Source organism: Rhodobacteraceae bacterium M382 (assembly GCA_025141015.1).
Taxonomy (GTDB): domain Bacteria; phylum Pseudomonadota; class Alphaproteobacteria; order Rhodobacterales; family Rhodobacteraceae; genus Aliisedimentitalea; species Aliisedimentitalea scapharcae.
Window position 1 is genome coordinate 3,735,871 of sequence record CP081098.1, and the last position, 13,048, is coordinate 3,748,918.

Annotated in this window: 10 protein-coding genes; 6 read left to right on the forward strand and 4 right to left on the reverse strand. The window is 59.5% G+C overall.

Going from position 1 to position 13,048, the window contains the following annotated elements; all coding sequences use genetic code 11:
• Positions 1–3: 3 nt before the first annotated feature.
• Positions 4–621 (forward strand): TetR/AcrR family transcriptional regulator, encoded by a 618-nt coding sequence (locus K3727_17380; protein ID UWQ90519.1) that lies wholly within the window; start codon positions 4–6, stop codon positions 619–621.
• 296 nt (positions 622–917) lie between these two features.
• Here the strand turns inward: K3727_17380 and fdhF are convergent, their stop codons facing one another.
• The 3 genes from fdhF to K3727_17395 all read right to left on the reverse strand — a co-directional run bounded on the left by fdhF (position 918) and on the right by K3727_17395 (position 6,367).
• On the reverse strand, positions 918–3,692 hold the full coding sequence (gene fdhF, locus K3727_17385) for a formate dehydrogenase subunit alpha (GenBank protein ID UWQ90520.1): 2,775 nt from the start codon (positions 3,690–3,692) through the stop codon (positions 918–920).
• A 3-nt stretch (positions 3,693–3,695) separates the two neighbouring features.
• Positions 3,696–5,384: an NAD(P)H-dependent oxidoreductase subunit E gene (locus tag K3727_17390; protein UWQ90521.1), complete on the reverse strand. Its 1,689-nt coding sequence runs from the start codon at positions 5,382–5,384 to the stop codon at positions 3,696–3,698.
• A 95-nt stretch (positions 5,385–5,479) separates the two neighbouring features.
• A complete protein-coding gene (locus tag K3727_17395) occupies positions 5,480–6,367 on the reverse strand; it encodes a LysR family transcriptional regulator (protein ID UWQ90522.1) in 888 nt (295 codons plus the stop codon).
• A 562-nt stretch (positions 6,368–6,929) separates the two neighbouring features.
• Here K3727_17395 and K3727_17400 point away from each other — a divergent pair.
• The 5 genes from K3727_17400 to K3727_17420 all read left to right on the forward strand — a co-directional run bounded on the left by K3727_17400 (position 6,930) and on the right by K3727_17420 (position 12,646).
• Positions 6,930–8,462, forward strand: a complete 1,533-nt coding sequence (locus tag K3727_17400; protein UWQ90523.1) for a 4-hydroxyphenylacetate 3-hydroxylase family protein — start codon at positions 6,930–6,932, stop codon at positions 8,460–8,462.
• A gap of 83 nt (positions 8,463–8,545) precedes the next feature.
• Positions 8,546–9,688 (forward strand): Rieske 2Fe-2S domain-containing protein, encoded by a 1,143-nt coding sequence (locus K3727_17405; GenBank protein UWQ90524.1) that lies wholly within the window; start codon positions 8,546–8,548, stop codon positions 9,686–9,688.
• A gap of 122 nt (positions 9,689–9,810) precedes the next feature.
• The gene (locus K3727_17410) at positions 9,811–10,488 is read left to right on the forward strand and encodes a DUF1028 domain-containing protein (protein UWQ90525.1); all 678 of its coding nucleotides are present in this window, start codon (positions 9,811–9,813) and stop codon (positions 10,486–10,488) included.
• Positions 10,489–10,541: 53 nt separating this feature from the next.
• On the forward strand, positions 10,542–11,663 hold the full coding sequence (locus K3727_17415) for a Rieske 2Fe-2S domain-containing protein (GenBank protein ID UWQ93440.1): 1,122 nt from the start codon (positions 10,542–10,544) through the stop codon (positions 11,661–11,663).
• A gap of 44 nt (positions 11,664–11,707) precedes the next feature.
• Complete coding sequence (locus tag K3727_17420; GenBank protein UWQ90526.1) at positions 11,708–12,646, forward strand: LysR family transcriptional regulator; 939 nt, start codon at positions 11,708–11,710, stop codon at positions 12,644–12,646.
• A gap of 42 nt (positions 12,647–12,688) precedes the next feature.
• Here the strand turns inward: K3727_17420 and K3727_17425 are convergent, their stop codons facing one another.
• Positions 12,689–13,036 carry a RidA family protein gene (locus K3727_17425; protein ID UWQ90527.1) on the reverse strand — a complete coding sequence of 116 codons (348 nt, stop codon included), beginning with the start codon at positions 13,034–13,036 and terminating at the stop codon, positions 12,689–12,691.
• Positions 13,037–13,048: the final 12 nt, after the last annotated feature.

Here is a 13,048-nt window from a genome sequence, read left to right on the forward strand (position 1 = left end):
GCCATGAAAAATCAGGATGTCACCAAGCTGCGCGGTTCCGAAGTTCTTTGGCTCAATGCGGCCTGTGAACTGTTGACCGAAGCAGGTGTGGAAGCGGTCAAGGTCATGCCCTTGGCCAAGCGGCTCGGTGTATCTCGCACCTCATTCTATTGGCATTTTCGCGACCGGGATGCGTTGCTGGAGGCACTGTTCCAAAGATGGGAACAGAAAAACACCGGCAACCTGGTGGCGCGCACCCAGGCCCCGGCTGACAACATTTGCGAGGCGGTATTCAATCTGTTCGATTGTTGGCTGGATGATACGCTGTTTGACGCGCGGTTGGATCTCGCGATCCGGAATTGGGCGCGCAATGACAAGGACATGCAACATCGGCTGGATCGGTCCGACGATCAACGTAAACAGGCGCTAGTAGACATGTTTGTGCGCCATGGATTTGACCCGCGGGATGCCGAAGTCCGCACGATGACAGCGATCTATGTGCAGATCGGATATATTTCGATGCAAGTCCGGGAAAGCTTCGAATATCGGATCGGGTTGATGCCGGATTATGTGACGGTATTTACCGGACAGTCTCCCGCCAAACAGGACGTTGCCAAGTTCATGGCCCGCCACGAACGCTGAGCAGATCTGGCAACAGCGCACGAACGCTCCGGCCCGGACATCGTGACATCCACACTGTGCTGTCTCGGATTGGACCAAACGCCACGGCGCAGGCGCCCGGGCCCCGCGCCACCAGGCATGAGGCAAAATCACAAGTCCGATCTTTTGCCATTTTTGCGTCTGAAGCCATACCGTCACAGCTGTACAGCACGCCGCCAGGCCACAGGCTGTGCAACTATCGACGCGCACCGACACCATGAAACGAAAAACAGGAGCCCGAAGGCTCCCGTTCTGATGTCTTGCGACTTTGGCAAAGGTTACTCAGCCGCGATCTGCTCTTCGACCTTTTCGACCCGCACCGCCGAGAATTTGAACTCGGGGATCTTGCCGTAAGGGTCCAACGCCGGGTTGGTCAGGATATTGGCAGCGGCCTCAACATAGGCAAACGGCACAAACACCATATCCTCGGCAATCGCCCGATCCGCACGCGCCATGATCTCGATGGACCCGCGCCGTGTGGACAGACGGATCATGTCGCCGGGTTCAACCCCCATCAGCTTGAGCGTGCGCGGGTTGAGAGAACAGTTTGCTTCTGGTTCCACCGCATCCAGCACCATGGAACGGCGGGTCATCGACCCGGTGTGCCAATGTTCCAGCTGACGCCCGGTGGTCATGATCATCGGGTATTCGTCATCCGGTGCCTCATCCGGCGGGATCACGGATGCAGGCGTGAACCGGGCGCGCCCATCGGGACGTGGGAAGCCATCGCCAAACACAATCGCCTGACCCGGATCTGTTTCGTGCAGTGACGGATAGGTGATGGTTTCGGTTTTCAGGCGCTCCCAGGTGATGTTGTTGAGCGACTTCATGTTCAACTTCATCTCGTTGAACACCTGGCTCACATCCGTGTAGGGCCATGCCAAACCGATACGCTGTGCCAGTTCAACGGTAATCGCCCAATCTTCGCGGGCCTCACCGGGAGGTGTCACAGCAGGACGCACGCGCTGCACCTGACGGTTGGTGTTGGACACTGTGCCGTTCTTTTCATACAGCGCCGAGGCTGGCAGAATGACGTCGGCGTAGTTGGCCGTTTCGGTCAGGAAGATATCCTGAACAATCATCAACTCCAGCTTGGCGAATGCATCACGGGCATGGTCCGCATCCGGGTCGGACATCGCCGGGTTTTCACCCTGGATGTACATCCCCTTAATATTGCCGGCATAGGCCTGATCGACGATCTCGGTAACGGTCAGCCCCTTCTCGTTCGAGAAGTCATCGCTCTCCCAGACGTCAGTGAACGATTTGCGAATACCGTCGTCCATGACCGATTGGTAATCCGGCAGGAACATCGGAATCAGACCCGCATCGGACGCACCTTGAACGTTGTTCTGACCACGCAGCGGGTGCAGACCCGCGCCTGGTTTACCCACGTTCCCGGTCATCAACGCCAGCGAGATCAGGCAACGCGAATTGTCGGTGCCATGGATGTGCTGAGACACGCCCATACCCCAGAAGATCAGACCTGCTTTGGCCCCGGCAAACAGACGGGCCACCCGGCGCAGCTGTTCAGGTTCGATGCCACAGATTTCCGACATCTTTTCCGGGGTAAAGTCGCGCAGGTGCTCCTTTTCCGCATCCCAGTTTTCGGTCCAACGGTGGATGTACTGGCTGTCATACAGTTCTTCTTCGACGATCACATTCATGATCGCGTTCAGCATCGACACGTCAGCACCGGGGCGGAATTGCAGCATCTCGGTCGCATAGCGACGCATGCCAACACCGCGCGGATCCATCACGATCAGCTTGCCACCGCGTTTGGTGAACTGTTTGAAATAGGTCGCTGCGACAGGGTGGTTTTCGATCGGGTTGGACCCGATGATGATCGCCACATCCGCATTCACGATCTCGTTAAAGGTCGCGGTTACCGCACCCGATCCCACGTTTTCGATCAGCGCCGACACCGACGAGGCGTGACACAGACGGGTACAATGGTCGACGTTGTTGTGTTTGAACCCCTGGCGAATGAACTTTTGGAAGAGATAGGCCTCTTCGTTGGTGCATTTCGCCGAGCCAAAGCCCGCAACCGATTTCGGATCTTCTTCGCGCAGCTTGATCAGGCCCTTGGCCGCGAAATCCATCGCCTCTTCCCAGGATGCTTCGCGGAAATGGGTCGACAGCTCGCCGGGATCGACGTTCAACCCCTTGGCGGGCGCATCTTCGCGACGGATCAACGGTTTGGTCAGGCGGTGGGGGTGGTGGATATAGTCATACCCGAACCGGCCCTTGACGCACAGGCGGCCTTCGTTGGCGGGGCCGTTGATGCCCTCGACGTATTTGACCTTGCCGTCTTTGACTTTCAGCGAAACCTTGCAACCCACGCCGCAGAACGGGCAGACGCTTTCGGTTTCGGAGTCGTAATCCTTGCTGTCGCCAACCTGCGCATCATCCATGACCGATGCAGGCATCAGCGCACCCGTCGGACAGGCCTGAACACATTCACCACAGGCCACACAGGTGGACGCGCCCATCGGGTCGGAAATGTCAAAGGTCGGATAGGCATCATGCCCGCGACCGGCCATGCCAATCACGTCATTGACCTGAACCTCGCGGCAGGCACGCACGCACAGACCACAGGAAATACAGGCGTCCAGATTGACCTTCATCGCCACATGGCTGTCATCGAGCAGCGGAATGCGGCCCTCTTCCAGCTTGGGGAACCGGCTCTCGGAAACGTGGTTCAGCTCGGCCATGTCCCACAGGTGGCTCGACTTGTCGTGCGCCTCTTCCTGTTTGGGTTGGTCGGCCACCAGCAGTTCCATCACCATCTTGCGGGCGCTGGTTGCGCGGGCGTTGTTGGTGGTGACAACCATGCCGTCGGCGGGTTCGCGGATACAGGACGCCGCCAGCGTGCGTTCGCCTTCGATCTCGACCATACAGGCGCGACAGTTGCCATCAGGGCGATAGCCCGGTGCCGGTTTGTGGCACAGATGCGGAATAACCAGACCGCGACCGTTGGCCACTTCCCAGATGGTCAGACCGGCGTCTGCGGTGACCTCTTCGCCATCCAGCGTAAATGTAACTTGGTTGCTCATGGCTTATACCTCCTCAGGGAAGTGTTTCATGGTCAGGCGGATCGGGTTCGGCGCAGCCTGCCCCAGACCACAGATCGACGTGTCGATCATGGCGGCGCTCAGCTCTTCCAGCAGGTTCTGATCCCACTTTTCCGACTGCATCAGCTTGACGGCTTTTTCACAGCCCACCCGACAGGGGGTACACTGGCCACAGCTTTCATCCTCGAAGAACCGCAGCATGTTCAGCGCGGCGTCACGGGCGCTGTCCTGATCGGACAGAACCACCACGGCGGCTGACCCAATGAAGGTGCCATGCGGCTGCAACGTATCGAAATCCAACGGAATGTCATGCATCGACGCAGGCAACAGACCCGACGACGGGCCACCGGGCTGATAGGCCTTGAAGGCATGGCCTTCGATCATACCACCACAGGCGTCAATGATATCGGTGATTGTCGATCCGGCGGGCAGCAGGTGCACGCCCGGATTGTTGACCCGGCCCGACACCGAATAGCTGCGCAGCCCCTTGCGGCCGTTTTTCTCGACCGAGTTCAGGCATTCGGGGCCTTCGCGGTTGATCTTGGCAACCCACAACAGGGTTTCGACATTGTGCACCAACGTCGGACGGCCAAAGATACCAACCTGCGCCACAAACGGTGGACGGTGGCGCGGTTCGCCGCGTTTGCCCTCGATGGATTCGATCATCGCGGATTCTTCACCGCAGATATAGGCACCCGCACCACGGCGCAGGTCGATATATCCGGGCTCGACAATGCCCGCGTCTTCCAGCGCCTTGATTTCGGCCGCGAGGATGTGCAGCACCGCCGGGTATTCGTCGCGCATGTAGATAAAGGCTTTTTCCGCCTCAACCGCCCAGGCGGCGATCAGCATGCCTTCGAGAAACAGATGCGGGGTGCGTTCCAGATAATAACGGTCCTTGAACGTGCCGGGTTCGCCTTCGTCACCGTTGACGGCCAGATACCGCGTGCCTTCGTTGGCGCGCACAAAGCCCCATTTGGTACCCGACGGGAAACCAGCGCCACCCAGACCGCGCAGACCGGCCTCTTTCACTTTGGCCTGAACCGCTTCCCAATCGCCATTGGCGCGTAGATCTTTCAGCGTTTCATAGCCACCTTCGGCGACATAGGCGTCATAGGCCTCGTAGTCTGGGATATGGGCGTGGGTGTCGTCGGCTGCGATTGCGGCCTGCACCTTTTCCGGTGTGGCGTGGTCGATGTGATTGTGACCGATCTCCAGCACCGGCGCAGTGTCGCAGCGGCCCATGCAGGGCGCGCGCACAACGCGCACCTGGGATTCGTCCAGACCGTCTTCCAACGCTTTTTGCAGCTGCTCGGCTCCGGCCAACTCGCACGACAGGGAATCACAGACACGGATTGTCAGCGCAGGTGGCGGTGTTTCGCCTTCGCGTACCACGTCAAAATGGGCGTAAAAGGAGGCCACTTCGTAAATCTCGGCCTGCCCGGTGCGCATTTCCTCGGCCAGCGCCCGGATATGCGTGGCGCTGAGATGGCCATAGGCATCCTGAATCAGATGCAGAAATTCGATCAGAAGATCCCGGCTGCGCGGGCGATCGCCCAGCAGCGCACGGATTTCTTCCAGAGCAGTATCATCGACTTGGCGGCCTTTTGGAGTACGGCGGCCCTTGCCTTTGCCCGACTTCCAAACGCCTTTGCTATTGTCCAGAGGTGCCATGGTGTCCTTCCCTTGCGCACGCGAAATTCAGCCAGCAATGCCATCAGGAAAGAATATCGTCAAATCTGTATTTTGGATCGCACGATAAGCAATGATTATCGTGCGAACTTCAAAACCACCTCTTTGAGTGCGCTAACAGTGGTCAATTCCGGTTGCCGATCCAAAATCGCCAGGCAGATGGGTTTGGTCTGCTCCGGATCGGTCAGAGGCAAGGCCCGCGTGCCATCCAGATCCCCCAATGCATCAATCAGGGCGCGGGGCAGAATCGTGGCTGCGGCCCCGCTGCGTGCCAAAACGATAGACGCCATGAACCCATTGGATTCAGAGACAATTTCCGGCTTCAATCCCAGCTCGTCGAAAATTCGATCCAGAATGCGCCGGTTCTGCATTTCAGGAATCAACAGGCTCAGCGGCAACTCTGCGGCCTCGACCCATGTGATTCCTTCGGAATGCTCTGACACCAGATCTTGGGGGGCGAGCAAGACGTAGCTTTCGTCATACAGTGGATGCACCGTCACCAGATCGCGCCCCAGACTGTCGGCATAGGTGATTCCGACATCAATCGTACCATCATACAGACGTTGCTGAATGATCAGGGACGTCGTGACCTCGATCCGGGCCTGAATCAGCGGATAGGTTTGATTCACCAGATCCACCACCTGTGCAGCATAGGTGGTCGCCGTCGGCACCACCCCCAGAATCAATGCGCCAGCCACCTGGCCCCGCGCGGCCGAAATCTCCTGTTCCAGCGCCTTGGCGTCGTCCAGAATCGGGCGTGCGCGGCGAACGATCATCTCGCCTTCTTCGGTGAGCCCCTGAAACCGATTGGCCCGCCGCACGATCGACACCCCCAGCTTTTCCTCCAGGTTGCGGATGCGCATCGAAAATGCGGGTTGCGACATCCCGCAATCCTGGGCGGCCTTGGCAAAATGCTGATGCCGGGACAACGCCAACAACACCTGAAGATCCTTGAGCTCGATCACATCCTGCCCCCGTCTTGCGCTGTCTGATCCATCGGGTTTCCGAAAGGCATCAGACGATAGTCACTCCGCCCAAGACATCCTCCTGTTCCCGGTGCAAAGCAACGAGAAAGAAGGGCTGTGCCTCAGGTGCCGTGGAACAGAGTATGGGCCCAAAGGTCAACTGTCCACGCAAGCCACTGAAAAACCTGCATACCCCGCACTCGATCCAGAGACCGCTCACCCGCTAATCACTTGCCGTCCCAGACCACGTCAGACCGGCAATTCCATTTCCCCGTGCGTGCCCTCTGCAGGTCAAAGCCACCGCAGAGCGGTGTCATCGACGGGCAAGCAAACATGCAGATGCCAGTCCGGCAACGACACGCGAACCCACCCCGATATCATCCGGAAAAAGCACTATATTCTTGTCACTTGCGATTCCTCTCCGTCGACGAGCTCACAATAAAATAGTTTTTGCCTAAGCAATGCTGACCGGCTTTTTTCTTTTCAACGTCGCCCGTGTCGGTGAATGATCTGCGCAACATGCCAAAGCGCCCCGCCCCATTTCTAACCATTGGAAACAGCCATGATACGCACAGGATCTGAGTATCTCGCTTCGTTGAGCGCAGGCCGTGAGGTTTATGTGAATGGCGAACGGGTGCGTGATGTTTCGGGGCATCCTCAGTTCAAGCCGTTGGTGGATATTCGGGCGCGGATTTATGACATGCAGCATCAGGCGCCGCATGCGGATCTGATGACCTATACCGAAGCTGGCGAGGTTTCGGCCATGGGCTACAAGCTGCCCTACAGCCAGGCCGATTGGTGGGCCAAACGCCGCGCCACCGATCACATGATGAATGAAATCGGCGGGGTCGTGACCCGGGTGGGCGATGAAACCGTGGGCGAGATGTGGTCGCTGCTGGATGGGGCTGATGTGCTGGCCGAACTCGACCCGCAGTTTGCGGGCAACATCCGGACCCATATCGACGCGGTGCTGCGTCAGGACCTGTTCCAGGTCTCGGCCAATACCGACCCCAAGGGCGACCGGTCGCGCCCTCCGCAGGATCAGGACCCGGACATGCTGTTGCATGTGGTGCGCGAAACCGATGCCGGGATCATCGTGCGCGGGGCCAAATTCGAAACCGCAGCCGCCTATGCCAACCAGGCCTTTACCAAGCCGACGATCGCCAATTGGGGCGAGGAAGAGATGTCGCCCTATGCGGTCGGGTTCATCTGCGACCTGAACGCGCCGGGGTTGAAATTCATCTGTCGCACCGGGTTTGCCGGTCGCGCGCCTGCCGCAGATTACCCGCTGGCCAACCGGTTTGACGAGATCGACACGCTGGTCGTGTTTGACGATGTGCTGATCCCCTGGGAGAACGTGCTGTTTTACCGCCACACCCGCGCGGCGATGTTCATGCGCGCCACGTTGCACCGGTATTCGGCGTTTCCGTTCCTGCAGCGGATCCTGAAACAGACCGACATGATGATCGGTGCGGCGCTGTACAATGTCCGCCAGACCGGGCTGGACCGCGAACAGGGCGTGCAGGAGAAGCTGTCGACCCTGGCGTGCTACCGCGAAGGGATCAACGCACATCTGACGGCGTCGGTGGCGTTGGCGGAAAAATCGCCCGCCGGGCTGATGATGCCGAACCAATCGCTGCTGTATGCGGGCCGGGTGCAGGCCTGTTCGCAACTGCCCGCCATGGTGCAGCTGACCCGCGACCTGTGCGGTGGCCAGGTCTGCGTGACCCCGGATGCGGCGAGTTTCGCCAGCGATGACACGGGTCCGTGGCTCGAGAAATACTATACCCTCAACGACGAATGGGCGGCCGAGGACCGGCGCAGGCTGCTGGCCTTTGCCCGCGACCTGCTGAATTCGGATTACGCCGGTCACCGCCTGTCGTTCCAGCTGTTCGCCCAATCCCCGCCCCACACCCACCTCGCGGCTGTCTACCAGAACTTTGACTGGGACGGGCCGATGGCATTCGTCAAACACGCCGCAGACCTGTCCGACACCGTCATGGGACCAAGGACAACGTCAAAGGCAGATAGCGCTGTGACCGATTGGCATATCTCGGACCCCAAGATCATAGCCAGAAGGATGGCTGCCGAATGACCTTATCCCTTCACTTGCAGGCGGACTGACCCACCTGTTCCCTGAATTCAAATTTAACGCCCTCCCAACTAGGAGACCCTGACATGGCAAAAGACATTCTTGATCCGGTCGAAGCACTTCGCCAGAACACCTCCATTCCGTTCGAGCAGGCCCGCGCGATGCCGCCCGAGGTCTACACGACCGAGACCTTCCTGCAGGAAGAGCTGAAGCATATCTTTGCGCGTGAATGGTTCTGTGTCGGTCGTGCTGACGCGTTGGCCGAACCCGGATCCTACACCACCTGCGATCTGGCCGGTCAGCCGGTGATCGTGATCCGTGACCGCGACGGCGAACTGCGCGCCCTGTCCAATGTCTGCTTGCACCGTATGTCAACGCTGTTGCAGGGTCGCGGCCAGGTGCGCTCCATCGTCTGCCCGTATCACGCCTGGACCTATAACCTGGACGGCTCCCTGCGTGGTGCCCCGGCGATGACCCTGAACGACGGCTTCTGCAAGGACAGCTATACCCTGCCCCGCGTGCGGTGCGAGGAATGGCTAGGCTGGGTGTTCATCACCCTGAACCCCGACAGCCCCCCAGTGTCCGAACAGCTGGCCGACGTCGAAAAGATGATCGCCGGTTATGACATGACCAACTACACCGAAGCGTTCTTTGAGGAGCACGTCTGGGACACCAATTGGAAGGTGCTGGCCGAGAACTTCATGGAGAGCTATCACCTGCCGGTCTGCCACGCGGGCACCATCGGTGGTCTCAGCAAGCTCGAAGACATGATCTGCCCACCGGGAGAACCTGCATTCAACTATCACACCATCCTCAAGGACGAGAGCCTGCGCATCGCTATGGCGCATGACAAGAACGACCGGCTGAAAGGCGAGGAACGCCGCACCACGTTCCTCCTGTCGCTCTATCCGTCGCTGTTGATCACCCTGACGCCCGGGTACTTCTGGTATCTGAGCCTACACCCCGTCAGCCCTGGCAAGGTTCACATCCGCTTTGGTGGCGGCATGTCGGATGATTACAAGGACGACCCGGACGCAAAGCAGAACTTTGCCGATCTAAAAACCCTGCTGGATGACGTGAACGTCGAAGACCGTGGCTGCACCGAAAAAGTGTATAAAGGGTTGTCATCGAACGCCGCATCCCCCGGTCACCTGAGCCATCTGGAGCGCCCGAACTATGATTTCGCGCAATACCTGATGGCCAGGATCGACGCCGGGCGCGCCGCCTGATCGACGACACCACTGACCTTTGGGTCGGGCAATTTGGGGGGCTATCCGCCCCCCTGTCCCCCCCGAAGGTATTTGGGACCAGAAAGAAGCCCATTCAGGGGCTATAGGGAGATGAGTGAGAGATGACCTTTTCGCTGGTGGCGCGCTGCGCTGAAACGGGCATGTTCGGAATGGCGATTTCGTCATCTTCGCCAGCAGTCGCGGCGCGATGTGCCTTTGCCCGGGCGGGCGTGGGCGCGGTGGCGAGCCAGAATGTGACTGATCCCTCGCTGGGGCCTTTGACGCTCGATCTGATGGAGCAGGGGCTGAGTGCGACCGAGGCGATTGCCCAGGTGCAGCGGCGCGGTGCGCATATCGACTATCGCCAGGTTCTGGCTGTGGATGCGCAAGGCGACACGGCGATCCATTCCGGGCCCAACAGTCTGGGCATCTGGACCCAGGCGCAGGGGCGTGATGTGGCGTCGGGCGGTAATCTGCTGGCCAATGACGGGGTCTGCCAGGCCATTGTCGACGGGTTCGAAGCCGCGACTGGCCATATCGGGGACCGGCTGATTGCCGCCATGCGCGCCGGGATGGCGGCGGGTGGTGAGGCCGGGCCGGTGCATTCGGCGGGCATGCTGATCGTCGACACCGTCAGCTGGCCGGTGGCCGAATTGCGCTGTGATTGGTCCCAGGACGCCTGTCCGATCGAAAATATCGCCGCCGCCTGGGACGTCTACAAACCGCAGCTGGACGCCTATATCCAGCGCGCCCTGGATCCCCGAGAGGCACCATCATACGGCGTGCCGGGCGATGAATAACCTAAAACCAAAACACACACCTCAATCCAACAGGGATTAGCACCATGACCCGCATTGACCAGATCCGTCAGGACTTGCAGCAGATCACTGCCCTGCCCGCTGACCGCCCCATGACCATGCCCGGCGCCTTTTACACAGACCCCGAGTATTTTGAGCTGGAGATCCAGACCGTGCTGAAACACGGCTGGCATTGCCTGGGCCGCACAGACGAGGTGCCGGAACCCGGTGACTATTTCACCATTCAGCTGTTCAATGAACCGCTGATCGTGGTGCGTGGTGATGACATGCAGGTGCGTGTGCTGGCCAATGTCTGTCGCCATCGCGGCATGCCGCTGGCCGAAGGTCGGGGCAAAGTGAAACGCTTTGTCTGTTCCTATCACGCCTGGGCCTATGGTCGGGACGGTTCGTTGTTGCGTGCCGCGCGGATGGAGAACGCCGGCTTTGACGCCAAATCCTGTCGTCTGCATGGGTTCAACACGGTGATCTGGCAGGGGTTCGTCTATATCAACCTGGATGATCAGGCCGCGCCCTTTACCGACAACACCGAGGCGCTGGACGCCCAGCTGGTGAATTACGAGGCCGACGATTTCCGTGTGGTGCATGTCGAGGAAGGCATCTGGAAGACCAATTGGAAATGCCTGGTCGAGAATTTCATGGAAGGCTACCACCTGTCTGTGGTGCACCCGCAGACCCTGCACGGATATACCCCCACCGGGTTGGCGCGCAAATCGGTGTCAGGTCCCGGGTTCACGTCCTATTGCGCCAACTACCCCGAAGGCATCGAATCCCGTGGCCTGGGTGGCCCGAACCTGACCGAGGCTGAACGCAACCGCTCGACGCTGTATGCAATCTTCCCGACCCAGGTGACCAGTCAGGCCGCCAGCCTTCTGGTGTCAATCTCGATCTTTCCGCTGTCGGCGGACGAAATCCGGGTAAAATGGACCATGTCGGTGCGCGGCGATGATCTGGACGAAGATACCATCCAGCAGCGGATCGCCCTGTGGACCGAGGTCAACCGCGAAGACCGGGAGAAACTGGAGCGGATGCAGGTCGCGCTAAAGTCGTCCCACGCCGAATCCGGGCCTCTGGCCGGAGACGATCTGGAAGGCACTATTCGCGACTTCCAAATGTGGCTGGCACGAGAAGACACAACACAGTTGCAGGCTGCCGAATAATTGGGGGGCTTGCGTCAGGATAGTACGCGCGGGATACATGGGTCATGACCCTGCGCTACACCCTGAGACAGCTGGAATATTTTGTGGCCGTTGGCGAATGCGGCTCAATCGCGGCCGCCAGCGAAAAGGTCAACGTGACAGCCCCGTCCATTTCTGCCGCGCTGAGCCAGCTGCAAAAGGAATTCGGCCTGCCGCTGTTCGTGCGCAAACATGCGCAGGGGTTGTCGCTGACCCAATCCGGGCGCCATTTCATGGTCCAGGCCAAACAGGTTCTGGCCGAAGCGCATGCCTTGAACCGGGTGGCTGACGGTATTGCCGACAGTGTTCAGGGCCCGCTGAGCATCGGGTGTTTGCTGACCTTTGCCCAGCAGTTGGTGCCGTCGCTGCGACGTGGATTTGCCAGGTCCTATCCCAATGTGCGAATGCGCCAGTTCGAGTTGAACCAGATGGAGATATTCGAGGGTCTGCGCCAGGGCGAGATCGACGTTGCGCTGACCTATGACATGTATCTGCCTCAGGATCTGGAGTTCACCCCGATCCGGTCGCTGCCCTCGTATGCGATGCTGGCAGAAACCCACCCGCTGGCGCATCTGCCAGCAGTGTCGGTCGAAGAGCTCGCCGCCCATCCGATGATCCTGCTGGATCTGCCGATCAGCAGCGAATATTTCATGTCGTTCTTTCGGCTCAAGGGGCTAAAGCCAAATATCGTCGAACGCACCCGTGACGTCGAAGTTCTGCGCGCGCTGGTGGCCAATGAGTTCGGGTTTTCAATTCTGAACATCCGGCCTTATGACGACCGGGCTCCGGATGGACGCAAATTGCGGTTCGTGCCCATGACCGGGTCGGTGCCACCGATGGAACTGGGGCTGATCATGGCACCTGATGCCCGCAACGCAGCGGTCATCGAAGCCTTTTCCAACCACTGCGAGGCGGAGCTGAACGCCTGGGATTTCCCGGGCCAGCCGCTGAAAAAGCTCGGCTGACCCCCGTCCCGTGCCGCGTGGCAATCCACGCAGCCAGCCCATTCAGCCGGCGCAGGCCGCAGTCACGATAATTTCGACCTTCAGGTCAGGGCGGGCCAGCTTGGCTTCGCCACAGGCACGTGCGGGCGCGGCTCCTGCGGGGACCCAGGCATCCCAAACCCCATTCATTTCGGCAAAATCTGCCATGTCAGCCACCCAGATGATGGCCTGTAGAATTTGCTCCTTGGACGACCCGGCTTTGTCCAACAGGGCTTCGACGCGCGACAGGCAATCGCGGGTTTGATCTGCAACCGTGGCACCATCGCCCACCTGGCCGCACAGATAGGCGGTTCCATTGTGTTTAACGATCTTGCTCATCCGTGTGCCGGTGTCGATACGGGTGATGGTCATAAGCGTATTCCT

Bases quoted from the DNA above. Each gene is read 5' to 3' on its own strand.
- K3727_17405 (UWQ90524.1), top strand. From the start codon at position 8,546: ATGGCAAAAGACATTCTTGATCCGGTCGAAGCACTTCGCCAGAACACC.
- K3727_17380 (UWQ90519.1), top strand. From the start codon at position 4: ATGAAAAATCAGGATGTCACCAAGCTGCGCGGTTCCGAAGTTCTTTGG.
- K3727_17390 (UWQ90521.1), bottom strand. From the start codon at position 5,384: ATGGCACCTCTGGACAATAGCAAAGGCGTTTGGAAGTCGGGCAAAGGC.
- K3727_17420 (UWQ90526.1), top strand. From the start codon at position 11,708: ATGACCCTGCGCTACACCCTGAGACAGCTGGAATATTTTGTGGCCGTT.
- fdhF (UWQ90520.1), bottom strand. From the start codon at position 3,692: ATGAGCAACCAAGTTACATTTACGCTGGATGGCGAAGAGGTCACCGCA.
- K3727_17400 (UWQ90523.1), top strand. From the start codon at position 6,930: ATGATACGCACAGGATCTGAGTATCTCGCTTCGTTGAGCGCAGGCCGT.
- K3727_17410 (UWQ90525.1), top strand. From the start codon at position 9,811: ATGACCTTTTCGCTGGTGGCGCGCTGCGCTGAAACGGGCATGTTCGGA.
- K3727_17425 (UWQ90527.1), bottom strand. From the start codon at position 13,036: ATGACCATCACCCGTATCGACACCGGCACACGGATGAGCAAGATCGTT.